Origin of the sequence: Empedobacter sp. GD03797 (assembly GCF_029842105.1) — a bacterium.
Taxonomy (GTDB): Bacteria; Bacteroidota; Bacteroidia; order Flavobacteriales; family Weeksellaceae; genus Empedobacter; species Empedobacter falsenii_C.
Window position 1 is genome coordinate 1 of sequence record NZ_JAOCFS010000009.1, and the last position, 23,823, is coordinate 23,823.

22 protein-coding genes are annotated in these 23,823 nt (G+C 30.5%); 7 read left to right on the forward strand and 15 right to left on the reverse strand.

What is annotated here, in order from left to right; genetic code table 11:
• Positions 1 to 17 precede the first annotated feature (17 nt).
• Positions 18 to 2,522, reverse strand: coding sequence for a T9SS type A sorting domain-containing protein (locus N5D90_RS08140; protein ID WP_280062134.1), 2,505 nt, complete (start codon positions 2,520 to 2,522; stop codon positions 18 to 20).
• Between the two features lie 327 nt (positions 2,523 to 2,849).
• On the opposite strand from N5D90_RS08140, the gene N5D90_RS08145 reads away from it, so the two are divergent.
• Complete coding sequence (locus tag N5D90_RS08145) at positions 2,850 to 3,608, forward strand: T9SS type A sorting domain-containing protein (RefSeq protein WP_038335920.1); 759 nt, start codon at positions 2,850 to 2,852, stop codon at positions 3,606 to 3,608.
• Between the two features lie 34 nt (positions 3,609 to 3,642).
• On the opposite strand, the gene N5D90_RS08150 is transcribed toward N5D90_RS08145, so the two are convergent.
• Both N5D90_RS08150 and argS read right to left on the reverse strand, forming a co-directional pair.
• Positions 3,643 to 4,113, reverse strand: coding sequence for a DUF1810 family protein (locus N5D90_RS08150; protein ID WP_135835150.1), 471 nt, complete (start codon positions 4,111 to 4,113; stop codon positions 3,643 to 3,645).
• A gap of 63 nt (positions 4,114 to 4,176) precedes the next feature.
• Positions 4,177 to 5,949, reverse strand: a complete 1,773-nt coding sequence (gene argS, locus N5D90_RS08155; RefSeq protein ID WP_115001017.1) for an arginine--tRNA ligase — start codon at positions 5,947 to 5,949, stop codon at positions 4,177 to 4,179.
• A gap of 110 nt (positions 5,950 to 6,059) precedes the next feature.
• Here argS and N5D90_RS08160 point away from each other — a divergent pair, with 110 nt between their 5' ends.
• Positions 6,060 to 7,415, forward strand: a complete 1,356-nt coding sequence (locus N5D90_RS08160) for a DEAD/DEAH box helicase (protein ID WP_038335923.1) — start codon at positions 6,060 to 6,062, stop codon at positions 7,413 to 7,415.
• A gap of 28 nt (positions 7,416 to 7,443) precedes the next feature.
• Here the strand turns inward: N5D90_RS08160 and msrA are convergent, their stop codons facing one another.
• Together msrA and N5D90_RS08170 are read right to left on the reverse strand one after the other, a co-directional pair.
• Positions 7,444 to 7,977, reverse strand: a complete 534-nt coding sequence (gene msrA, locus N5D90_RS08165; protein WP_280062135.1) for a peptide-methionine (S)-S-oxide reductase MsrA — start codon at positions 7,975 to 7,977, stop codon at positions 7,444 to 7,446.
• A gap of 66 nt (positions 7,978 to 8,043) precedes the next feature.
• Positions 8,044 to 8,505 (reverse strand): Lrp/AsnC family transcriptional regulator, encoded by a 462-nt coding sequence (locus tag N5D90_RS08170; protein WP_115001022.1) that lies wholly within the window; start codon positions 8,503 to 8,505, stop codon positions 8,044 to 8,046.
• 329 nt (positions 8,506 to 8,834) lie between these two features.
• Between N5D90_RS08170 and metK the strand changes: the two genes are divergently transcribed.
• The gene (gene metK, locus N5D90_RS08175) at positions 8,835 to 10,094 is read left to right on the forward strand and encodes a methionine adenosyltransferase (protein WP_038336123.1); all 1,260 of its coding nucleotides are present in this window, start codon (positions 8,835 to 8,837) and stop codon (positions 10,092 to 10,094) included.
• A 57-nt stretch (positions 10,095 to 10,151) separates the two neighbouring features.
• Here the strand turns inward: metK and N5D90_RS08180 are convergent, their stop codons facing one another.
• Both N5D90_RS08180 and N5D90_RS08185 read right to left on the reverse strand, forming a co-directional pair.
• Entirely contained in the window at positions 10,152 to 10,529 is a 378-nt protein-coding gene (locus N5D90_RS08180) for a hypothetical protein (protein WP_280046299.1), read from the reverse strand.
• A 97-nt stretch (positions 10,530 to 10,626) separates the two neighbouring features.
• Positions 10,627 to 11,010 (reverse strand): hypothetical protein, encoded by a 384-nt coding sequence (locus N5D90_RS08185; RefSeq protein WP_280062136.1) that lies wholly within the window; start codon positions 11,008 to 11,010, stop codon positions 10,627 to 10,629.
• A 145-nt stretch (positions 11,011 to 11,155) separates the two neighbouring features.
• On the opposite strand from N5D90_RS08185, the gene fabG reads away from it, so the two are divergent.
• Together fabG and menD are read left to right on the forward strand one after the other, a co-directional pair.
• Positions 11,156 to 11,899, forward strand: a complete 744-nt coding sequence (fabG, locus tag N5D90_RS08190) for a 3-oxoacyl-[acyl-carrier-protein] reductase (protein WP_038336119.1) — start codon at positions 11,156 to 11,158, stop codon at positions 11,897 to 11,899.
• Positions 11,900 to 11,981: 82 nt separating this feature from the next.
• Positions 11,982 to 13,652 carry a 2-succinyl-5-enolpyruvyl-6-hydroxy-3-cyclohexene-1-carboxylic-acid synthase gene (gene menD, locus N5D90_RS08195; RefSeq protein WP_280062137.1) on the forward strand — a complete coding sequence of 557 codons (1,671 nt, stop codon included), beginning with the start codon at positions 11,982 to 11,984 and terminating at the stop codon, positions 13,650 to 13,652.
• 20 nt (positions 13,653 to 13,672) lie between these two features.
• Here the strand turns inward: menD and N5D90_RS08200 are convergent, their stop codons facing one another.
• The 3 genes from N5D90_RS08200 to N5D90_RS08210 all read right to left on the reverse strand — a co-directional run bounded on the left by N5D90_RS08200 (position 13,673) and on the right by N5D90_RS08210 (position 15,772).
• Positions 13,673 to 14,119, reverse strand: coding sequence for a hypothetical protein (locus N5D90_RS08200; protein WP_280062138.1), 447 nt, complete (start codon positions 14,117 to 14,119; stop codon positions 13,673 to 13,675).
• 7 nt (positions 14,120 to 14,126) lie between these two features.
• Positions 14,127 to 14,609 carry a hypothetical protein gene (locus tag N5D90_RS08205; protein ID WP_280062139.1) on the reverse strand — a complete coding sequence of 161 codons (483 nt, stop codon included), beginning with the start codon at positions 14,607 to 14,609 and terminating at the stop codon, positions 14,127 to 14,129.
• Positions 14,610 to 15,115: 506 nt separating this feature from the next.
• On the reverse strand, positions 15,116 to 15,772 hold the full coding sequence (locus tag N5D90_RS08210; RefSeq protein WP_280062140.1) for a vancomycin high temperature exclusion protein: 657 nt from the start codon (positions 15,770 to 15,772) through the stop codon (positions 15,116 to 15,118).
• 155 nt (positions 15,773 to 15,927) lie between these two features.
• Here N5D90_RS08210 and N5D90_RS08215 point away from each other — a divergent pair, with 155 nt between their 5' ends.
• Positions 15,928 to 17,634 carry a M64 family metallopeptidase gene (locus tag N5D90_RS08215; RefSeq protein ID WP_280062141.1) on the forward strand — a complete coding sequence of 569 codons (1,707 nt, stop codon included), beginning with the start codon at positions 15,928 to 15,930 and terminating at the stop codon, positions 17,632 to 17,634.
• 45 nt (positions 17,635 to 17,679) lie between these two features.
• The gene (locus tag N5D90_RS08220; protein WP_280062142.1) at positions 17,680 to 18,459 is read left to right on the forward strand and encodes a DUF2971 domain-containing protein; all 780 of its coding nucleotides are present in this window, start codon (positions 17,680 to 17,682) and stop codon (positions 18,457 to 18,459) included.
• Positions 18,460 to 18,509: 50 nt separating this feature from the next.
• Here N5D90_RS08220 and efp read toward each other — a convergent pair whose 3' ends face one another.
• The 5 genes from efp to N5D90_RS08245 form a co-directional block, all read right to left on the reverse strand.
• Positions 18,510 to 19,076 carry an elongation factor P gene (gene efp / locus N5D90_RS08225; RefSeq protein ID WP_038336113.1) on the reverse strand — a complete coding sequence of 189 codons (567 nt, stop codon included), beginning with the start codon at positions 19,074 to 19,076 and terminating at the stop codon, positions 18,510 to 18,512.
• Positions 19,077 to 19,095: 19 nt separating this feature from the next.
• Positions 19,096 to 19,881, reverse strand: a complete 786-nt coding sequence (lpxA, locus tag N5D90_RS08230; RefSeq protein WP_115002092.1) for an acyl-ACP--UDP-N-acetylglucosamine O-acyltransferase — start codon at positions 19,879 to 19,881, stop codon at positions 19,096 to 19,098.
• A gap of 17 nt (positions 19,882 to 19,898) precedes the next feature.
• On the reverse strand, positions 19,899 to 21,287 hold the full coding sequence (locus tag N5D90_RS08235) for a bifunctional UDP-3-O-[3-hydroxymyristoyl] N-acetylglucosamine deacetylase/3-hydroxyacyl-ACP dehydratase (RefSeq protein WP_135835139.1): 1,389 nt from the start codon (positions 21,285 to 21,287) through the stop codon (positions 19,899 to 19,901).
• Between the two features lie 6 nt (positions 21,288 to 21,293).
• Positions 21,294 to 22,319 carry a UDP-3-O-(3-hydroxymyristoyl)glucosamine N-acyltransferase gene (gene lpxD / locus N5D90_RS08240; protein WP_280062143.1) on the reverse strand — a complete coding sequence of 342 codons (1,026 nt, stop codon included), beginning with the start codon at positions 22,317 to 22,319 and terminating at the stop codon, positions 21,294 to 21,296.
• Between the two features lie 87 nt (positions 22,320 to 22,406).
• Positions 22,407 to 23,597, reverse strand: a complete 1,191-nt coding sequence (locus N5D90_RS08245) for an HD domain-containing protein (RefSeq protein ID WP_244957948.1) — start codon at positions 23,595 to 23,597, stop codon at positions 22,407 to 22,409.
• Positions 23,598 to 23,823 lie beyond the last annotated feature (226 nt).

The following is a 23,823-nucleotide window of genomic DNA, read 5'->3' on the forward strand; positions in this document are numbered from 1 at the left end:
ATTATAAAGCTATTTTATTATTTCTTTATAATTTTTTTAGTTTCAATACCATTATCTGTTTCGATTTGAACAATATAAATACCAGATTTCAATCCTTTCATTCCAATTGTTGATTGATTATTCACTTGTTTTACAACTTGTCCTAAAGTATTTAAAACCGTCACTTTATTAATCTTATTATTCAAATTAGATCTCACCTCAAATTTATCTTGAACTGGATTTGGATAAATAGAAATATTCGAATTAGTGATGCTAACTTCTGATGTCATCAGATTTTCTTTTTCAAATTCAGTTTTGATATAATATAAGTTAGCCGTATCGCCTTTTGTAATTTTATTTTCACCAATAGGAACATCATTTATAATTACAATACCATCTTTTGCCACATAATTTACGCTATTAAGCTTTATCTTACCATTAAAACTTGGATCAAAAACCAATGTTAAAGTTGATTTCTTTTTAGTCGTATAGCTAATAACTGTTGCTGATTCTATTTTCAGACGTTTTGTAAAAGTCAACTCATCATAAGTAGCCGTTCCATCTGTTGAATTAATATTAGCCGTTCCAGAAAATGTATAAAACTTACTTGATAAACCGTTTATTGTAAAATTATGCGTTTCTACGCTTGCACTTGTTTCATCTGTATCAATTGTAATGGTACCCGTTGCTGAAATTGGTGTTCCTGTACCAATAGTTTTAACCGTAAAACTTGTATCTGAAGTTGGCATACCAAATACCGATAATGTTTTTGTCGAAATATCTTTCGTAAAATCTATTCCATTTGCTGGAAGTCCAACTATTTCTAAATCACTTGCTGTTCCTCCCCAAACAAAATTCATTGGTTCTATTGCTGTATTTGATTTTACTGTTTGATCATTATTAGTTGGAATTGACAAAGTATGTGTACTTACAGGTGTATAATCTATACCTTGAACATAAACCAATGAAGATTTGTAATTTTTCAACAAGCTCATTAATGCCTGATTTACTGCGTACGATTTATCATCAACAGAATTATCAAACGTAAATTTTATATCTCCTCCCTGTACTCTACCTGCGTATTTCATAATTTTATCTTTTGCTATACTTGGTTCATCAACTATCAAATTCTTTACATAAAATGAAGAATTAGTATCAAAATTATTATAAACCGAAGCTCCTTTCAAAGATTTAATAGAAGAACTTAATACTTCATCTCTTGTTTTTGAAACATAAGCATCAAACTGAATAGGGTTTGAAGATGCATCGTAAGGCAAAAATGAATTAGCTCCTTCTATATAATTATTAAAAGCTTTTATAATTCCACCATCTTCATTAGAAAAAGTTCCTGTTGAATTAGATGCGATATCACTTCCTTGCTTAGAAATCAACATAGGATATTTTGAATTTCTGAAATAATTACCTTCCGAAAAAATTGAAGCACCCATAGTCGTTCCAATACCATATTTAGAATTACCATCGTAATAATTATTATAAACGTGGGTTGTATAAGTTCTTACGCGAGGATGTCTAGAATCTGAATGATCGAACCAATTGTGATGATAAGTTGCATAAGCATTAACTGTATTAGCTTCGCTTAAACCAAGCAGACTAGATTTACCATTATCCCAAAAATGATTATACGAAAAAGTGATATAGCCAGATTTTTTTGCATCTAAAGCACCATCTCCTTTTTCTTGATCGGCATCTTTACCAGGAAAACCATAAAATAGATCATTATTATGTACCCAGATATAATCGTTGGACTGTTGCAAGCTTATATTATCTCCTTCAGCTGCATCAGTTAACATAAATCCTAAATTACGAATTTCTACATTTGAAGCATTTTTAATTCGTACTCCCCATCCATTTGCTACAGCATCTATTCCAACACCTTCAACTGTGATATAACTTCCACTATTATTATTATTTTCTATAACAATATCTTCATTCAACATATATGAGAAATCAGTTACATTTCCTAAAAGACGTACAACAAGAGGTCTAGTATCCTTTCCTTTCTTAAAACCATCTAAGATATTTTGCAAACCAATACAAGGATTACTATTTGCCCCAGTAACATTAAGACTTATTGAATTTTTATTATCCTCTGACACATACAAAACAACCGCATCATTTTTTAATGTTCCATCAAAATTATACGCTCCTGGAGCTCTATTGTTACTATGTGCAAAACCATTACGGTCATAAGGTAATACAGTTACATTACTTGTGACAACATTCTCTTTTTCAACACCATTTACAACTGATACAACTTTAAAAGAATATTCTCCAGAGGTCAACCCTAAAATATCAGCCCTAAAAAAAGATCCATAATTCCTTATTAATTGAGTATCTATTTTTTTATTAGTGATTCCGTTACCCGAATAATATACATTGTAACTATCAACAGTTTCTGATGGAGGATTCCATTTAACATAAGCAGATTCTAACCACCCTGCTGATTCAGTAACATTAACTTTTTGAGCGGATAAATTAATTATACCTAAAACTCCAAAAGCATTTAATAAAATTTTTTTCATAAATAGTGTTTTAATTGTAATCGATTACATAATTATCTAAATTTTTACTTTAACACAAAATCACATCGTGTATTTCATACAATATTAATAATTATTTTAAATTATTAATAAAAAACAGTTGAAAATAATTATTCTATTAATCAATAACTTATATAATTATTCACACATTTATTTTAAAGCGTCATATTTACACTAATTAGATGAATTTTATTGGAAAATTAAATAATATATTTAACTTTATGCAAACGATTACATTAATATAAATCACAAAAAAAAATTGAAATTATGAAGAAATCTTTAATCTTTTCGGCATTATCTTTAACGATAATGTCACTTAGTGTTAATGCTCAAACATTAACTAAATCATGGGACTTTAGTACATGGAATAATGAATCAACTGGTTATTCTGAAACTAAAATTATTGATAACCTAGGCTTATTTGCTGGCGCAAGTGTTACAAATATGGGAGTTGTTGAAAGCAATAATGCTACATTTCCAGACACATGGAAAGGAACGAAGCGATTAAAATTAAACGGAGGAAGTTACGAAACTACTGAAACTTCTTTTATCTCTCCATCGAAAAGATATTTATTCTTTTCTGTCACAGAACCAGTTAAAATAAAAGTTTGGTTTAAATCAGGAAGCTCTTCTGGAACGAGAACATTATATATAACAGATGGAAAAGAAGTTATTAGTAAAGTTGATGTAAATGGCAATGATAATATTGCAACCGATTACATTGAATATAAGGGAGGTGCAGGAACTATTTATTTAGGAGGTGATCAAGCTTTAAATATATATAAAGTAGAAGTTTATGACGGAAAGCTAGGAACAACCTCTACTCTATCAACAAAAAACGTATCAACAAAAAATTCTGTAAAAGTTATAAGTTCTAATGGAAAGATTTTTATTTCCAACTTAAAAAACACGAATACTAAAATCAATGTCTATAATTTCTCCGGAAGTTTAGTAAAATCTTTAAGCTCTTCTCAAGACATTAACTTTGATTTAAATAATGGAAATTATATAGTTAATATTCAATCTGATGATGAAGTTACCTCAACAAAAGTTATTGTAAAAAAATAATTTCATAAAAAAATCTCGCAATTGCGAGATTTTTTTATTTATTCATTTGTTTCAATATACTTAATGTTTTTTTATCGACTTGATCTGCATAAAAAAACTTCAAAACATCTTTGATAATTTTTTCTTTCGGAACTATGAAGTTGAATAATGTCAAACTTGATTTCAGTTTCATTGCATCATTTTTTCCGAAAATTAATTGCGGAATTACGCCTTTATGTTGCATTAATAATACAGATAAAACTTCTAAATAATTTCCCCAAAGTTCTTCATCTTTCACAAAAGCTCTCGCCTCTTCTTTTGAAGAAATCGAAAATTCTAATGACGAATCACTCGAACCTAATCCAACTAATTGAGGAAACATAAAAACAATCCAATTCGTTTGTTTTTTTCCTGCATGAACTTCCATTAAGATTTCATCATACACAAAACTTTGCGCATCGTGAAATCGTTTCAAATTAAATTTATCGTGAGGATCTTTTTGTTTCAGTAAATCTCCTATTTTCATATTGTAAAGTTAAAAAAATACCTCACCAAATTGATGAGGCATTTTATTTATTTTATAAGTCGATTACATTCTTTCTGGAACACCAATTCCTAATAAACGTAACGAATTCTGAATTGTATTTGCAACCCATTGAGAAAGATATAAACGGAAGTTTTTCACATTTTCATCTTCATTTTTTAAGATTGGATTGTTTTGGTAGAATGAATTAAATAATTTCACTAATTCATACACATAATTCGCAATCAAAGCAGGGCTCATTTCTATTGCAGCTTTATCAATTGTATCTTCGAAATCGTATAATGCGCGAATAATTTCTTTTTCAGCATCATTCAATTCTAATGCATTTGCATCAAATTCTTTTGGTGATTCTTTTCTCAATAATGACTGAATACGCGCAAAAGTATATTGAATAAAAGGTCCTGTATTTCCATTAAAATCGACAGATTCTTTCGGATCGAATAAAATACGTTTCTTAGGATCTACTTTCAAAATGTAATATTTCAAAGCACCCATCGCAATTATTTCGTACAACTCAGCTTTTTCATCATCAGACATTCCGTCTAATTTCCCTAATTCTTCAGAAATCTCTTTTGCTGTATTGTAAACTTCTTGCATCAAATCATCTGCATCAACAACAGTTCCTTCACGCGATTTCATTTTTCCGTTTGGTAAATCAACCATTCCGTAAGATAAGTGATGTAAAGCATCAGCCCAAGAATAACCTAATTTTTTCAAGATTAAGAATAAAACTTTGAAGTGATAATCTTGCTCATTTCCTACAACATACGTTAATTCTTCTAACGTTGGATTATTTTTGAAACGCTCTACAGCAGTTCCCAAATCTTGCGTAATATAAACTGAAGTTCCGTCCGAACGTAAAACTAATTTTTCGTCCAAACCTTCTGCAGTCAAATCAATCCAAACAGAACCATCTTCTCTTTTGTAGAAAACACCTTTGTTTAAACCATCTTCAACAATATCTTTTCCTAAAATATAAGTATTCGATTCGTATAAATATTCGTCAAAAGCAACACCAAGACGTTTGTACGTTTTCGCGAAACCATCATATACCCAACCGTTCATTTTTTGCCAAAGCTCAATAACTTTTGGTTCATGTGCTTCCCATTGACGCAGCATTTCTTGTGCTTCTAAGAAAATTGGAGCTTCTTTTTTCGCTTCGTCTTCCGATTTTCCTTGTGCTTCTAATTCTTTGATTTCTTGACGATAATGTTTGTCAAATTCCACATAATATTTTCCAACCAAATGGTCGCCTTTCATATTTGCAGATTCTGGCGTTTCTCCATTTCCAAATTTTTCCCAAGCAATCATCGATTTACAAATATGAATACCACGATCGTTGATAATTTGTGTTTTAATCACATTATTTCCTGCTGCTTCAATAATTTGAGAAACCGAAAATCCTAACAAATTATTACGAACATGTCCTAAATGCAAAGGTTTGTTTGTATTTGGCGATGAATATTCTACCATTACCGTTCTCGAATTTTCATCAACTTTTGTAATTCCAAAAGTTGAATTTTGAGCATTTTGAGTAAAATTTTCTAAAAATTCTACTGAACTTAAACTCATATTCAAGAAACCTTTTACAACATTAAACGCTGTAATTTTATTATTTTCAACCAAATTTTCACCGATTTTAGCACCGATTTCTTCTGGTTTACCTTTCAAAGTTCTGATTAATGGGAAAACAACCAATGTATAATCACCTTCAAACTCTTTCCTTGTAAACTGAATTTCAACAGATTCAGGGTTAATTTGATAAACGTTTTGAATCGCTTCTAAAACATTCTGCGTGATGTATTGTTTTAAACTCATTTTTATTCCTTTTTACATAATCGAAATGCAAAAGTACGAAGTTTCAACGAATTTGAACGGATTGCACATTGAGTTTTTAAGAAGTCATCAAGAAAACTTATCTTTGCAAAATGAAAGCTACATTCGCGGATTTCGAATTAACAAAACAATTGAGTTCGGCTTTAGAAAAGTTGAATATCACAACCCCTACTCCAATTCAAGAAAAATCATTCAAACCGATTCTTTCTGGACGAGATATAATGGGAATTGCCCAAACAGGTACAGGTAAAACATTGGCTTACTTATTACCTTTATTGAATACATATCAATACTCTAAAACGAATCAACCAAAGATTGTTATTTTGGTTCCGACACGCGAATTAGTTGTTCAGGTTACCGATATTTTAGAGCAATTAACAGAATTTATCAATGTTCGTGTTTTAGGAATTTATGGTGGTGTAAACATCAATACACAAAAATTATTGGTGTATGAAGGCGTTGATATTTTGGTTGGAACGCCAGGTCGCGTCTTAGATTTGGCGATTGACAATGTGTTATCATTCAAAGAAATGAAAAAATTAGTAGTTGACGAATTTGACGAAATGTTGAGTTTAGGTTTTCGTCCGCAACTGATTCATTTATTTACAATGATGAGCGATAAACGTCAAAACATTTTATTTTCTGCAACGATGACAGATCAGGTTGATGATATGTTGCACGAATATTTCAAAAATCCTATTGAAATTTCGTTGGCTCGTTCGGGAACTCCTTTAGAAAAAATTTCTCAATCGGCTATTCCAGTTGAGAATTTCAATACAAAATTGAATTTAATTGTTCATCAATTAGATGATAAAGCGAAATTTGAGAAAGTTTTAATTTTCGCCAACAATAAAAAACATGCTGATTTAATCTTCAATCATTTAGATGAAATTTATCCAGATGAATTTGGTGTAATTCATTCTAATAAATCTCAAAATTATCGTTTGAGAACAATGGAAGCCTTTACTAGAGATGAATACCGAGGAATTATTACGACAGATATTATGGCTCGTGGTTTGGATATTCCAGATGTTACACATGTAATCAATTTCGAGATTCCAGATGTTCCAGAACAATATATTCACCGAATTGGACGTACAGGACGTGCGGATAAAAAAGGTGAAGCGATTTCTTATTTTTCTGAAAAAGAAATTGAGCGTTTAGATGATATTGAAGCCTTGATGGATAAAGAGATTGACGAGATTCCTTTCCCTGAAGAGGAAGTAAAAATCAATCCTGTAAAACGTGAATTCGAGAAAGATGTTGTAAAAATGAAACAGCTTACAACTGTAAAAATTGAAGAACGTGGTGCAGCATTTCACGAGAAAAAAGATAAAAATAAAAAGGTGAATTTAGGAGGTCCTACGAAACGTAAACCACCTAAATCTAAACCTAAAAACCGTGGTCAGCAAAAACAAAAAGCGAAAGCACGCAAAAAAGGAAAATAAAATGAAAGCGACCTATTGGTCGCTTTTCTTATTTTAAAATCTGTTTGAATTTAGATTTAAATTTTGCAATTTTTGGTCCAACAACTGCCGAACAATATGGCTGATCCGGATTTTCATTGTAATAACCTTGATGATAATCTTCCGCTGGCCAAAATTTATCTAAAGGCTCTATTGTTGTAACGAATTTATCTTCATACAAAGTTCCGTTATCAAACTCTTTTAACGATTCTTCTGCTTGCTTTTTTTGTTCTTCTGACGTGTAAAAAATACTCGAACGATATTGTGTACCAACATCGTTCCCTTGTCTATTTAACTGTGTTGGATTATGTATATTCCAAAAAATTTCTAATAATTCTTTGTACGAAATCACTTCATTGTCAAAAGTAACTTCAACAACTTCTGCATGATTTGTATCTGTATCACAAACCTGACGATAAGTAGGATTTTCTACATTTCCTCCAGCAAATCCAGAGATAGCTTGTTCTACTCCATTTATCGAATTAAAAATTCCTTCCACACACCAAAAACAACCAGCTCCTAAAACTGCTACTTCCTTGCTCATGCCTTTTCTATTTTTATTTATTCAATCAAAAAAAGGTTCTAATTTATCAGAACCTTTCTACTATTTTTATACCAATTGGAAAGCGGTATCATCTTTTACATCACCAATCACAAATGTACTGTGAGTACTACCAATTACCTTTATTGTTGTTAGTTTATTTACCATAAAATCTCTGTATTCGTCCATATTTTCGAAAGACATTTTGATAATGTAATCGTAATCACCACTTACATGATAACTCGCCTGAACTTCTTTTAAATTCACAATTTCGTTTTCGAAAATCTTGATGTTATCAGCAGAATGTTGTTGTAACTTAATATGACTAAATACCAAAAGTTCTCTGTTAATTAATCTTCTGTTTACAAGCGCAACATATTTAGAAATAATTCCAGATTTTTCTAATTTCTTGATTCTTTCGTGAATTGCGGTTGACGATAAATTTAACTTATCAGATAATTCTTTGTAGGTAATTTTACTGTTTTCTTGTAGGTACATTAGTAGTTGTTGATCGAGAGTGTCAAATTTCATTTCAATTAATTTTTTTCTAAAGTAACAACATTATTTTGAATAATTATCTATACAGAGTAAAAAAATTAACCAATCAAAGAAAATATATTTGTAATTTATTTAAATACACCATTTTTATTCTATTTCTAGAATTCACAAAATGTTAAACTCTATAATTTTTATATACTAATAAATGTTAAATATCTTTCTTTATTCATATTATTCATTGTATATTTGAACTCGAAAAAAAATCGAGAGGAATGATTTGACTGATTGCAACCTCATAAAACAATTGCTAAAACAGGACTTCAGTTTATCCTCCCCTCTATCATTTTAAAAAAAGTATAGAAATGTCATATTTATTTACGTCAGAATCAGTTTCTGAGGGGCATCCAGATAAAATTGCCGATCAAATTTCTGATTCAATTCTTGACCACTTTTTAGCATTTGATGCAAAAAGTAAAGTAGCTTGTGAAACTTTAGTAACAACGGGACAAGTTGTTTTAGCAGGTGAAGTAAAATCTAATTCTTACATTGATTTGCAACGTGTAGCAAGAGAAACAATTGCTGAAATTGGTTACACGAAAAGTGAATATATGTTTGATGCAAATTCTTGTGGAATTTTATCTGCAATTCACGAGCAATCTCCAGATATTAACCAAGGTGTAGACAGACAATCTGACGAAGAGCAAGGTGCTGGTGACCAAGGAATGATGTTTGGTTATGCTACAAGTGAAACTGAAAACTATATGCCTTTGGCGTTAGATTTATCGCACAGATTATTGAAAGAATTAGCGCATATCCGTAAATACGAAAAAGATTTATTGCCATATTTACGTCCTGATGCTAAATCTCAGGTAACAATTGAATATGATAATGACAACAAACCTGTTCGTATCGATACTATTGTAATTTCTACTCAACATGATGACTTCGCAAACGAAGAAGCTATGAGAGATAAAATTACAAATGACTTAGTAAGTATTTTAATTCCTCGTGTTAAAGCGCAATTACCTGTTCATTTACGTGATTTATTTACAGATAGTATTACTTATCATATCAATCCTACAGGAAAATTCGTAATTGGGGGACCTCACGGAGATACAGGTTTAACTGGTCGTAAAATTATTGTAGATACTTACGGTGGTAAAGGTGCTCACGGTGGTGGTGCTTTCTCTGGAAAAGATCCATCAAAAGTTGACCGTTCTGCTGCTTATGCTGCGCGTCACATTGCGAAAAACTTAGTTGCAGCTGGTGTTGCTGACGAAGTATTGGTACAAGTTTCTTATGCAATTGGTGTTGCTGCTCCAGTTTCTTTATTAGTAAATACATTCGGAACTCAAAAAGTTGAGTTAACAGAAGGAGAAATTTCTACAAAAGTTTCTGAAATCTTTGATATGAAGCCTTTCGCTATCGAGCAAAGATTAAAATTAAGAAATCCTATTTACAAAGAAACTGCATCTTACGGACACTTAGGTAGAGAACCAAAAACGGTTTCAAAACGTTTTGAATCTGCTAATGGACAAGATGTTGTTGAAGTTGAAGTTGAATTATTCACTTGGGAAAAATTAGACTTCGTAGATCAAATTAAAACAGCTTTCGGATTATAATCTGAAAATTTTAAATCATAAAAAAATCCACTCAATATTGAGTGGATTTTTTTATGTTTAATTTTTACTAATCGAATTGACTAACCAATATCGTTTTCCTTCTTTGTAAGAAATATTGATACTATCTCTGGAAAGTACAATCAATTTTGTTGGTGTCCAACCCACGTTTCTTAACGAATTGCTTCCTGTCATTTCCATTTGAATATTTTCTATCGGATCAATTTTTTGAGTTGTGATAAAATCAAATTTATATAAATTCTTAGATTGAGAAACTTGCACTACTCCACTATCTTGAACAATTCCTCCTAAAGAATCTTGAAAAATAATAAATCGTCTTTCATATTTTTCTTTGTAAATAGTATTCTGGCTATCATCCTCATTATTACAAGAAAATATCATCATTAATACTGAAGCAAAACATACAATCGTTCTCATAAAACATCATTTTATATTTAACTATTTTCAGCGAAAAATATTGTACAAAAAAAAGACGCTCACAACTGAACGTCTTTTCTATTATTATTCCTAAAAATTATCTTGTTGCATTCGCAGTCCAAGTTTTACCGTCTTTTGTGTAAAGAATTGTCAATTTAGCATTATCAATTCTAATATAAGATAATTCATCTGCTCCAACACTCACCAAAGTATTGTCACCTTTCTTTTCAAACTCAACACCGTTCAAATCTGGAATTTTATCAGAAAAAGCAAAATTATACTTTGTTCCGCTTGCAATTTTTGTTACAAATACACTACCACTTTGAGTTGATAATGAATTATTCGCGTCTTTATAACTTATACTTCCTTTGTAAGTTCCTGCAAAAAAATCATTGTTAGCTGGATCGTCATCATCATTACAAGCTGCGAATACAAATAAGGCGAAAAATGTTACCGCCAAAAATTTCAATAGATTCTTCATGTTTTTATTTTTTTATTGGTTATAACAATTAATATTTTCAATTATAATACCATAAAATGTTAAATAAAATTGATAAAGTATTTTTTAACATTTTTAACTCTCACAAAAAATCGTATTTTTGAAGCAATATATAATACCTATAAACATGAATTTATTGCAAGGTAAAACAGCAATCGTTACAGGCGCAACTCGCGGTATTGGAAAAAGTATTGCTGAAGTTTTTGTTAAAAATGGCGCTAACGTTGCCTTTACTTATGCTTCTTCTGTAGAAAAAGCTAAAGCTTTGGAAGAAGAATTGGGACAATTCGGTAAAGTAAAAGGATATCAATCTGATGCTTCTGATTACGAAGCTGCTCAAAAATTAGTAGAAGATGTAATTGCTGAGTTTGGTCAAGTTGATATTGTAATTAATAATGCTGGAATTACGAAAGATAATTTGTTGATGAGAATGTCTGCAGAGGATTTCGAAAAAGTAATTCAAACAAATTTAAATTCGGCTTTTAACTTAACAAAAGCAGTGATCAAACCAATGATGAAACAACGTTCTGGATCTATCGTGAACATGTCATCTATTGTTGGAATCAAAGGAAATGCTGGACAAGCAAACTATGCAGCATCTAAAGCTGGATTAATTGGTTTCTCTAAATCTGTTGCGTTAGAATTAGGTTCTCGTAACATTCGTTGTAATGCAATTGCACCAGGCTTTATCGAAACTGAAATGACAGAAGTTTTAGACCAAAAAGTAGTTGAAGAATGGCGCAATGGAATTCCATTAAAACGTGGAGGACAGCCAGAAGACGTTGCAAATGCATGTTTATTCTTAGCTTCAGATTTATCAAGTTATGTAACAGGACAAGTTTTGAGTGTAGACGGAGGTTTACATACTTAATTCTTAAAAATATCATACTTTTTGAAAGGTTTTGTTTAGTAAATTTGCTAATCAAAACCTTTTATAATTTAAGACAACTACGTTGAGAAAAATATCAAATAAATTAAATGTTCAATTGATTGCCGAAACCTTTTTGGCTTTCGGAATTGATCATATCGTATTATCGCCAGGATCTCGAAACGGAGCATTAACGATGCAATTTGCGAATGACAAACGTTTCAAAACTTATAGTGTAATCGACGAGCGTTCGGGTGGATTTGTCGCTTTGGGAATGGCTCAGCAAATTCAGAAACCTGTTGTGGTTTGTTGTACTTCTGGTTCGGCAACGGCAAATTATTATCCAGCAATTACGGAAGCTTTTTTTCAAAATGTTCCTTTAATTGTGCTTTCTGCCGATCGTCCCGAACATTTAGTTGATAATTTTGATGGACAAACCATTCGTCAAAATAATTTATTCGAGCAACATTCTGTTCATAATGTTCAGCTTTCCGAAAGTGAAGAAACAGATGATTTAACGCGAAATATGTTGTTGACGAAATATGCGTTGATTGATTGCATGCACAAATCTGCGCCAATTCATATCAATATGCCTTTTTCTGAACCTTTGTACGAATCTGTAACAACGCCAGATATTGAAATTGATACGATAACGATTCCTGCAAAAGATTATCCAGAAATTGATGTGATTGATTTTATGAAACGTTGGAATGCTTCGACGCGTAAAATGATTTTGGTTGGATTACATCATCCTGATGCCGAATTTGATCATTTTGTAAAACAATTAGCCCAAGATGATTCGGTTGTTGTGTTAACAGAAGTGACGTCAAATATTCATGATGAGCGATTTTTCAATAAAATAGATCAAGTTATTTTCCCTTATTCAGAAGAAGAATTAGAAGCGTTGAAACCTGATATTTTATTGACAATTGGGCAAAATGTCGTTTCGAAAAAAATTAAAAAATTCTTACGTGATCAAAAACCAACTCAACATTGGCATTTAGATGAATATTGGCAACCAGATACTTTCCAAGCGTTAACAGATAAAATAGAAACAAAACCTGAATTATTTTTAGAACAATTTGTTCCGTTTGTCAATCCAAAAGAATCTGAATATTACATTACATGGAATTCGATACGAGAGGCAAATAATATCAAACTCAAAAACTACATCAATATGATTCCGTTTTGTGATTTGAAAGCATTTGATTCTATTATAAGAAATTATCCAGAAAATTGGCAAATTCAGTACGGAAATTCGACAGTTATTCGTTACGGATTATTGTTCGATCATAACAATTCGAATCCTATTTTCTGTAATCGCGGAACAAGTGGAATTGATGGTTCTACGTCGACAGCAATTGGCGCTTGCATCGCTTCTGGTCAAAATACGGTGATGATTACGGGCGATATTTCATTTTTCTATGATTCGAATGCGTTGTGGAATGTCAATATGCCGAATAATTTCAGAATTATTTTGATTAATAATGGCGGAGGAAATATTTTCAAATTTATTCCTGGACCTTCTGAAACCGATGTTGTTGAAGATTATTTTGAAACAAAACATCATTTCACTGCCGAACATTTGGCTAAAATGTATGATTTTGAATATAACGTTGTTTCAAATTTAACAGATTTAGAAAATTCATTCAACGATTTTTATGCAGAAAGTAATCGTCCAAAGATTTTAGAAATTGATACGCGAAATTCTGCTAACGATGCTATTTTAAGAGGATACTTTAGTAGTTTGAAGTAAAAATGCTAGAAGAGAAATCATTAGTTAGATTTCTCTTCGACTTTAAAAGATATTTTATCTTCATTTTCTTCTTTCAAAACTATCTCATACTTATTTGTATTAAAATAATTTTTCTTTAAATATTTCTTGACTTCAATAGCTCTATTTTCTGATAAACCTTTTTTACTATTTTTCCTTTGAGTACTAATAATAACTAATTTATCAATTTTATTCTTTTTACTCAATTTTATTATTTCATCTAACATCTTTAAATGAAGACTTTCTAAATGTATTTGTTCAAAATTGAAGATTAATGATAAAGGAAATTTACAAATGATTTCTTGCCACTGACATCCATTATTTTCTTTTGGACCTTTTACAGTTGGGCAATGATCTTCAACATCAGGAATTCCATCTCCATCAGTATCTATCAACTCTTGAGCAAATAAACTTGAACTAAAAAATAGGTAAATTAAAAATTTTCTCATAAGATTTTTAAATATATGGTATATTATTTTTCCTCGGTTTATTTTTTAATTCCTTCTTTGATTTTAAAAGTTTTTGTATGTAAGTATCAAATACCATGAAATTTTTATATTCCTTATCTACATTGTTTCCTCCAACATCAAAAAGTGTTATGATCTTAGAATTTCTATTTTTTAAATTGAAATGGTATTTTGTTTCGTATGCTAAAGTTTCGAAAGAATTATTTTTTAAATAAATTTCTGTGTTATTTGGATAAGAAATTACATATCTTGTATACAAAATCTGAATTGTATCAAATTGTTGTTTTGACAAATTAAATATAATCGTATCATCTTTTTTATCATAAAAGTGAGTGATATATTGAGATTTTGGGTATTTAAGAATTATATAATTATTTAAAGATTTTTTTATATAAATAGACTCTACTGTTTCTTTTTTTATATTACACGCAGTAAATAAAGAGATAGATAATAACAAAGTTAATATTTTCATGTCTACCAAATATTTAAAAACCAGGCATATTAGACTCAGGTTTATTTTTCAATTCTTTCTTTAATTTAAGAAGTTTTTGTATATAAACGTCAAATTTTATGAAATTTTTAAATTCCTTATCAACATTATCTCCACCTGTATCTATTAGTGTTATAATTTTATTATTCTTATCATTTAAAGAAAAATTATATTTTTTAATACTTCCTCCAGTAAGAACTAAAGATTTATCTTTTAAATAAATTTCTGTATCTGTTGGATAAGATTTTACATATTCAGTATAAAAAGTTTGAATTGTGTCAAATTCTTTTTTAGATATATTAAATTTTATAGTATCATCTTTTTTATCATAAAAATGAATAATATATTGACATGTGGGATATTTAATATATATATATCATCTGTTCCTATAAAATTTATATGAATAGATTCAATTCCTCTCTTATTTCCTCCACATGAAGTAAATAAAAACACAAACAATAATATCGGAAAATTCTTTAGAAATTTTCTCATATGATCTCAATTTTCTCTCCTAAAAATTTTGGTTGAATACCAAAAAAACTATCAATAAAAACTTTCGTTCGGGCAAAATATTCGCGAATATTTGTTTTTAATCCAGCATGTTTATTGACATCTCTCGCATTGTAACCATATGCATTAATTCCGTTTTGACGGGCAATGTAAACCGCTCGTTGATTATGAAATCCTTGCGAAACTACAATAAATTCATTCTGTCCAAAAATTTCTTTTGCACGTATCATCGAATCCAAGGTTCTAAAACCTGCATAATCTAAATAAATCACATTTTCTGGAACTCCATTTTTTATCAAAGCTTGTTTCATCGCTTCAGGCTCATTGTAGTTTTTTCGGCCATGATCTCCACTCAAAATAAAATGCGTCACTTTCCCTGATTGATACAATTTTGTCGCTGCTTCTATACGATAAGTAAAATAATAATTTTGGTAACCACTCACCAAATTAGGCGCAGTTCCCAACACAACAGCAACTTTGGTTTTAGGCAAAATTTCTAATTTATCTGTGACAAATTCTTCTGTCGAGTTTTCTATTTTATAATTCGCAAAAGCAGTGAACAAAAGACTTAAAATTCCTAAAATAAGTAAAGTATAAAAAGATTTTTTCAGAAACTTTTTGGTTTTGATTTTCATAGTTGGTTCAAGATTATTTCTTGTCTTAAAAATACAATATATTCTTCAGTTTTATAATGATTTAAGAACTTCGATCAGATAATAAATATTTAAAACAAAATTTTATTAAAAAATCCATCTTACTATATTGCATATTATTTTTTCAAAACACAACTATGAGAGCAAAACTATTCGTTCTAGCCGCCACACTATTTACAGCTTCATTTCTATCAGCGCAAAAATTTGACATTGATACTTTGCAATATCAAGGAAGTGATAAAAATATCATTAATCTTGTTATTTTGGCTGATGGTTATACAAAAGATGAGTTAAAATATTACAAAGAAGATGCAAAACGATTTACTGATTATTTTTTTAAAACGGAGCCATTAAGTCAATATACCAATTACTTTAATGTATTTGTTGTTAACAGTATTTCTGAAGAATCTGGTGCAATTCATCCGTATTCTACCAAAGAATGTCCTACAGAAAAAGTGGATTGGGATCAATTACCTGAACGTTATAATAAATTTGTAAAGAAATATGAAGTTCCGAAAACTAATCCGAATACAATTTTCGGAAGTAGTTTTGATATTTCGGGAATTCATCGTTTGGTTGTACCAACGAAAAATGAAAAAGTATTACAAGTTCTGAAAGATAATATTCCCAATTATAGCCAAGTAGTAATTCTTGTTAACTCGCCTTTTTATGGTGGTTCTGGTGGAGAATTTGCGACGACAACTGTTAATTTTAAAAGCAATGATATTGCTGTTCACGAAATTGGACATTCGTTTGCTAAGTTGTCTGACGAATATTGGTCTGGACCATTATATACGATTCCTGGTCCAAATAAAACGCAGAATACGCAAGATGTTCCTTGGAAAAATTGGATTGGGACAAATGGAATTGGAATTTATGCTTACGGTGAAAAAGATGCAAGAGCGGAATGGTTTCGTCCGCACGAATTCTGTAAAATGCAATATTTAATCGCGCCTTTTTGTAATGTTTGTCAAGAAGAATTTATTGAAGTAATTCATCAAAAAACAAATCCAATTATTTCTACAAAACCTGCTGTTGACCGTACTGTTGATACAGAAAACATGAATGCTTTTACCCTTAATTTAGTTAAACCTATTCCAAATACATTGAAAGTAAAATGGATTTTGAATAATAAATTGATTGCAGAAAATTTGGATTCTATTCATCTAAATAGAGGTCAATTTAACTTAGAAAAAAATATTTTGAGGGCAGAAGTGATGGATACAACGCAATTGGTGAGAAAAGAAAATCATGCGAATCATATCTACACAACGCAATGGGAAATTACAAAACCTAATAATGAAAGCTTAACTCCACCAATTTTGACATGGGGTGAAAAACAAGAAAGTTGTTACAATGGACATCAGGCTTTAACAGTAAAAAATCCAGAAGCGGAAGTTGAATATTTTTGGTACGATACTCTAAATTCTACACAACCATTTGCAAAAGGAAATAACATTATTAGTCCAACTATTACTGAGAATAAGGTTTATTACGTAGAAAGTAATTGGAACAACAAAAAATCTGAACGAAAAGCGATCCAAATTACTGTTTTAGAAAAAATTAATTTTTCTGAAAAAGTTAGTATCAAACAAAATAAAAAAGACGGAACAATTATCCTTTCTTTAAAAAATGTTGACGATAAAAAATATAAATTCGAATGGTTGGATGAAAAGGGAAATAGACTCTACAATTTCGATCCAAAAGAGAATAAAACGGTCTATAAAGGAATTGATTCATCAACAATCACAATCAAAAATGAATTCTTAGGTTCTACAATTTATGTCAAGAAAATAGATAAAGAAACGACATGTTCTAGCGAAAAAGTTACAATAAAATTGTAAAATAATTGGGTATTTTAATTATATTTCAACGTTAAAAAAAACATTTTGGATCAAAGCAGTGAAAATTTATATTTCGATAATATTTATAAATTTATAAGTATACATTCATTAAAATTAGTTATTGAAAATAAAACATTGAGATTTACAAGAGGTGATTATTTTAATGACCCATTTGAATCTAACCCTTATTTAACTCCTCTTGACTGGAATGAATTATATAAGAATACAAAAAATAAAGATATAATTAAATTCATTGCTAATCAAGCATTTGTAAAATTACAATCTAAAAATTACTCATCCTGTTTTTCTAAATCTTATTTAAAAGACAATAACAAACTTATGTGGGCACACTATGGAGATTCTCACAAAGGATGTTGTTTTGAAATAAAAAAAGATGTTATAATTGATATTTCTCATAAATTTAAACTAGCTCCATTTATTATAAAATATGTAGATAATTTAGCTGAGAAAAGGGATAGTTTAATTAATGATTTTTCAGATAATAGAATTTTATTTTTATCAACATACAAAGAAAGGATATGGGAATATGAAGATGAAGTTAGATTATTATTTCATAAAGAGTTTTGTATAAAAAAAGATATTAAATTCGTAAACAACGATGCTAATGCTGATATAGAGTTTAAAACTGAATACATTAGTAAAGTTATCTTTGGATTAAAGTCAGATAAAAATGATATCATGAATATTATTAATTTATTCATTGAAAAAAAACATATTCCTGAATTTTATAAGATAGATATTAATCCTTTTACTTTAAATCTATTTGAAGTAAATCTTAATATAAAAGATTACCTAAACAAGTAATAAAAAAATCCCTCTAATTAGAGGGATTTTTTTATTATATTTCAGAATAATTATTCTTTAATTCTTTCTACGTAAGAACCATCTTCTGTGTTGATTTTTACTTTATCACCTTCGTTGATGAATAAAGGAACACGAATTTCAGCACCAGTTTCTGTCGTTGCAGGTTTTGTAGCATTTGTAGCTGTGTCACCTTTAAGACCTGGCTCTGTGTATGTAATTTCCATTACAACTGTAGTTGGTAACTCAGCTGCTAAAGCTGTTTCATCAGAAGCACGGAACAAGATTTTTACTTCGTCACCAGCTTTCATAAATTGTGAATTATCAATCAAATCTTTGTTTAAATAAACTTGAGAGAAATCATCATTATTCATGAAGTGGAAACCATTATCATCTTCATATAAATATTGGTAGTTACGTGTTTCTACACGAACTTCTTCAATTTTATGACCAGCAGAAAATGTATTGTCTAATACTTTTCCATTAGTTAATGATTTTAATTTTGTACGAACGAAAGCAGGTCCTTTACCTGGTTTTACGTGTAAAAATTCGATAATTTTATACGTATCATTATTAAAAATAATACATAAACCTTTTCTGATATCAGAAGTTGTTGCCATTTATTCTATTGTTATTTTATTAAACTCCCGAGCTATATCCTTTCATAATTCCACGATCACTTGTATTGATAAAATCAAGGATTACTTCACGATAATGTGAATCTGGGAATTTTTCTAAGATTTGTTCTACAGCCTGAGATACGTTATTTTTTTGTTGATATAAGATTCTATAAATACCTTGAATTTCGAAGATTTCTTCAGATGTGAAACCTTTTCTTCTCAATCCAATTGCATTAACTCCCGCATAAGCAACAGGATTTTTTGCTGCTTTAACGTACGGAGGAACATCTTTACGAATTTGTGTCGCACCAGCTACAAAAGCATGTTCTCCAATTTTTGTAAATTGATGAACCGCACTATAACCACCAATAAAAGCGAAATCTCCAACTTCTATATGTCCTGCTAAACCAACCGCATTTACGATTACGACATTATTTCCTACAACACAATCGTGCGCGATATGCGCAGTTGCCATAATCAAACAATTGTCACCAATCTTAGTATAACCTAATGCATTAGTTCCTTTGTTTACAGTAACACATTCACGAATCGTTGTATTGTCACCAATATATGTTAAAGTTTTTTCACCTTCGTACTTCAAATCTTGAGGCTCACCAGAAATTACTGTACCTGGATAAATTTTACAATTTTTTCCAATACGCGCTCCTGACATAATTGTTACATTAGGACCAATCCATGTTCCATCACCAATTTCTACATCTTCGTAAACAGAAGAGAAAGGGCTGATTGTAACATTTTCACCTATTATTGCAGTTGGATGAACATATGCCATCGGATGATTCATAACTTCCATTTCTTTAATTATTCTTTTGTAATAACTGCCATCATTTCTGCTTCCACAGCAATTTGATTGTTCACATATCCAATTCCTTGCATATGAACAATTCCTCTTCTAATTGGTTCAACCAACTCTAATTTAAACACCAATGTATCACCTGGAATAATTTTGCGTTTAAATTTAGCACTTTCAATTTTCATGAAATAAGTTGAATAATCTTGAGGATTTTCTAATTCTCCTAAAATTAATAAACCTCCTAATTGCGCCATTGCTTCGATTTGCAATACACCTGGCATAACAGGTTCTTTAGGAAAATGTCCAACAAAGAAAGGCTCGTTCATCGTTACATTTTTCACGCCGATTAAACCTGTCGCACTTTTAGAAATTACCTTGTCAATCAATAAAAATGGTGGACGATGTGGTAATAACTTCATGATATCATTAATATCATAAACTGGTTCTGCTGTCAAATCAAATTCTGGCACTTTGTTACGTTGCGCTAATTTAATTTGTTTGCTTAATTTCTTAGCAAAATTTGTATTGGTATGATGTCCAGGCTTTGTTGCAATAATTTTAGCCTTCAATTTTTTACCTACTAAAGCCAAATCTCCCACAACATCTAATAATTTGTGACGAGCAGCTTCGTTAGGATAATGTAAAGTCAAGTGATCTAAAATTCCATTCGGACGAATAGAAACATCATCTCTATTGAATGCTTTACATAATTTTTCTTTTGTTTCTGGCGTAATTTCTTTGTCAACATAAACAATTGCATTGTCTAAATCTCCACCTTTTACTAAACCAGCTTCCAACAATTGCTCTAACTCGTGTAGGAAACAAAATGTTCTTGCTTGAGAGATATCTTGTTTGAAATTTTTGATAGATGTTAAAGTTGCATTCTGAGTTCCCAAAACTTTCGTTCCGAAATCTACCATTGCTGTAACTTGGTATTCATCTGCAGGAATCGCTGTGATTTCTGATCCTGTTTCTGGATCTACATACGTTACAATTTCTTTAATTCTATAATATTCTCTGTCTTTATCTTGCTCTACAATTCCAGCAGATTCTATTGCTTCGACGAAAAAACGAGAAGAACCGTCCATAATTGGTGGTTCCGCATTGTCAATTTCAATGTAACAATTATCAATATCCATACCTACCAAAGCCGCCAAAACGTGCTCTGTTGTATGTACTTTAACTCCTTTCTTCTCTAAAGTTGTTCCTCGAGCTGTGCTCACAACATATTGTGCATCAGCTTCTACTTGAGGTTGACCTTCTAAATCTGTTCTAACAAATACAAATCCTGTATCTGGTTCGGCTGGTTTAAATGTTAAGGTAACAAATTTACCTGTATGTAAGCCAACACCTTTTAGAACGGCTTCATTCGCTAAAGTTTTTTGTTTATCAGACATTAACTTTTACTTTTGTTTGTTCTCTTTTTCTAATTTATCGATTCGTTTCACAATTTCTGGAAACTTTCTAAAATGTACATATGATTTTCTAAAGCTTGACGCTTCCATCGCTGGCGAACCATACAATTGCGTTTTGCTTTCTACATCTCCATTAATACCACTCTGAGCTTGTACTTGTACAAAATCTCCGATTGTCAAATGACCTGCGATACCAACTTGACCTCCAATCATACAATTGCGTCCAATTTTTGTAGATCCTGCTACTCCACTTTGCGAAGCAATAACAGTATTCTCACCAATTTGAACGTTGTGAGCAATTTGAATTTGGTTATCTAATTTTACTCCTTTACGGATAATTGTAGATCCCATTGTTGCTCTATCTATTGTTGATCCTGCTCCAATTTCAACATTATCTTCGATCAAAACATTTCCTATTTGAGGAATTTTTTCGAAAGAACCATCTGGATTTGGCGCAAAACCGAAACCATCAGCACCAATCACAACATTAGAATGAATGATACAATTTTGACCAATTTCACACTCTTCATACACTTGTACGCCCGAATGTAAAACGGTATTATCACCAATCTTAGCATGATCGCCAATCGTTACATTTGGATATATTTTTACATTATTCCCAATCGAAACATTAGCTCCAATATAAGAAAAACTTCCAATATATACATTATCTCCTAGTTGCGCAGTAGAATTTACTTTCGTATATTCTTCTATTCCAACTTTATTATTTTTTATCGTATTGTAATACTGCAACAGCTTTGTAAAGGCTTGATATGCATCTTCAACCACAATCAATGTAGACGAAATAGAATCTGTTGCCACAAAATCCTTACTCACAATCACAATAGAAGCGTTTGTTGTATAGATAAAATGCTCGTATTTCGGATTAGCCAAAAACGAAATCGAACCTTCTTTTCCTTCCTCTATCTTCGATAATGTGGAAACCTCTACATTTGCATCACCTTTTACGGTTCCTTGCAATAATTGCGCAATCTCTGCAGCTTTAAATTTCATAGTCTGCAAAACTAATAATTATTCTTAAATTTATAAAATGATTATTTAAGTTATTTAACTTTTTTGTCAAATTCTTCAAATCACTATTTAAACGCTGTGGTAATGATATTTTGTAATTTCTTGTTGCAAAAATTGCGTTAACAAACTTTTTTCTGAACTCGAAATTTCTTTTACCTCACCATTTTTATATAAAACCTTTATCGGACTTTTTGATTTTTCGTACGGAACAATTTTTATCGTTGTTTGCTCTACAAAATAACTTGCATCATCAATTCCTAAAGCTTTTTCTACTCTATTTTTTTCAACCAAAATTTCTTCTTCAGATAATTTTGTATCCATCAAATATGATTTTGGTAATGTACGCTGAATAATATTTTTGGATAATTTACTCAAAATTAAATCATCATGAAACTGCCATTCTTTTATCGCTGATAAAACATCCGAATCGTCTAAACGCGTAAAAATTTCTAAACCTTCTTTCGATAAACTTCCTACTTCATTTTCTTCTAAAAAGTATTTAAAAGCAAACGTAGCAAAAAGATTTTCTCCCGCTTTTGTCAATTCTTTTGCTCTTCTCAAAACGCTAATCAAAAAATTCTCTGCAGTAAACGATTTCTTGTGCATATACACTTGCATGTACATAAACATACGCGCCATCAAAAATTTTTCGACCGACGAAATTCCCTTGGCTTCTATCACCAACTCATCATTCGAGACATTCATCATCGAGATAATTCGTTCTGGATTGATATTTCCTTCTACCACTCCTGTATAAAAACTATCGCGCTTCAAATAATCCATGCGATCGCAATCCAACTGACTAGAAACCAATTGAGACAAGAATTTTTTCGGATAATTTCCTTTAAAAATCTGAATCGCTAAAGCTAATCGATTATCAAAAATTTGATTCAATTCTTCCATCAAACGAAGCGAAATTTCTTCGTGATGCGAACCATTAATTATAGAATGTTCAAGAGAATGAGAAAAAGGACCATGTCCCAAATCGTGTAATAAAATTGCAATTAAAGCTCCATTTTCTTCTTCTGGAGTGATATCTACGTTTTTTCTTTTGAGAATATTTAAGGCTTTTTGCATCAAATGCATACAACCTAAAGCGTGATGAAAACGAGAATGTCTCGCTCCTGGATAAACTAATTCTGTTAAACCCGTTTGCGAAATCCTACGAAGTCGTTGAAAATATGGATGTTGAATAATCTGATAAATAAGCTCGTTTGGAATCGTAATAAATCCATGAACTGGATCATTTACTATCTTCAACTTATTATTGTTTAATGGATTCAAACGTACTATTTTATCGGCAAAGATAAGAATTTTTACTCATTCTGAACGTTACTTTTTTGATTAAGAATGGTTTTTATAAAATATTTTAGATAAAAATCATTTTTGGAATTATTTATGCTAAATAATCATCGCAAACTTTGGGAAAACTCCAATTTTGTTTAACATACAATTTTGATTTTAACATTTCCGTTATCGCTATATT

What these genes read in the sequence shown, in the direction of transcription:
- metK (WP_038336123.1), top strand. Translation starts at nt 8,835, where the DNA reads ATGTCATATTTATTTACGTCAGAATCAGTTTCTGAGGGGCATCCAGAT.
- N5D90_RS08145 (WP_038335920.1), top strand. Translation starts at nt 2,850, where the DNA reads ATGTCACTTAGTGTTAATGCTCAAACATTAACTAAATCATGGGACTTT.
- lpxA (WP_115002092.1), bottom strand. Translation starts at nt 19,881, where the DNA reads ATGAATCATCCGATGGCATATGTTCATCCAACTGCAATAATAGGTGAA.
- fabG (WP_038336119.1), top strand. Translation starts at nt 11,156, where the DNA reads ATGAATTTATTGCAAGGTAAAACAGCAATCGTTACAGGCGCAACTCGC.
- N5D90_RS08140 (WP_280062134.1), bottom strand. Translation starts at nt 2,522, where the DNA reads ATGAAAAAAATTTTATTAAATGCTTTTGGAGTTTTAGGTATAATTAAT.
- msrA (WP_280062135.1), bottom strand. Translation starts at nt 7,977, where the DNA reads ATGAGCAAGGAAGTAGCAGTTTTAGGAGCTGGTTGTTTTTGGTGTGTG.
- N5D90_RS08185 (WP_280062136.1), bottom strand. Translation starts at nt 11,010, where the DNA reads ATGAAGAATCTATTGAAATTTTTGGCGGTAACATTTTTCGCCTTATTT.
- N5D90_RS08180 (WP_280046299.1), bottom strand. Translation starts at nt 10,529, where the DNA reads ATGAGAACGATTGTATGTTTTGCTTCAGTATTAATGATGATATTTTCT.
- lpxD (WP_280062143.1), bottom strand. Translation starts at nt 22,319, where the DNA reads ATGAAATTTAAAGCTGCAGAGATTGCGCAATTATTGCAAGGAACCGTA.
- N5D90_RS08160 (WP_038335923.1), top strand. Translation starts at nt 6,060, where the DNA reads ATGAAAGCTACATTCGCGGATTTCGAATTAACAAAACAATTGAGTTCG.
- efp (WP_038336113.1), bottom strand. Translation starts at nt 19,076, where the DNA reads ATGGCAACAACTTCTGATATCAGAAAAGGTTTATGTATTATTTTTAAT.
- N5D90_RS08215 (WP_280062141.1), top strand. Translation starts at nt 15,928, where the DNA reads ATGAGAGCAAAACTATTCGTTCTAGCCGCCACACTATTTACAGCTTCA.
- N5D90_RS08205 (WP_280062139.1), bottom strand. Translation starts at nt 14,609, where the DNA reads ATGAAAATATTAACTTTGTTATTATCTATCTCTTTATTTACTGCGTGT.
- argS (WP_115001017.1), bottom strand. Translation starts at nt 5,949, where the DNA reads ATGAGTTTAAAACAATACATCACGCAGAATGTTTTAGAAGCGATTCAA.
- N5D90_RS08150 (WP_135835150.1), bottom strand. Translation starts at nt 4,113, where the DNA reads ATGAAAATAGGAGATTTACTGAAACAAAAAGATCCTCACGATAAATTT.
- N5D90_RS08210 (WP_280062140.1), bottom strand. Translation starts at nt 15,772, where the DNA reads ATGAAAATCAAAACCAAAAAGTTTCTGAAAAAATCTTTTTATACTTTA.
- N5D90_RS08200 (WP_280062138.1), bottom strand. Translation starts at nt 14,119, where the DNA reads ATGAGAAAATTTTTAATTTACCTATTTTTTAGTTCAAGTTTATTTGCT.
- N5D90_RS08235 (WP_135835139.1), bottom strand. Translation starts at nt 21,287, where the DNA reads ATGTCTGATAAACAAAAAACTTTAGCGAATGAAGCCGTTCTAAAAGGT.
- N5D90_RS08170 (WP_115001022.1), bottom strand. Translation starts at nt 8,505, where the DNA reads ATGAAATTTGACACTCTCGATCAACAACTACTAATGTACCTACAAGAA.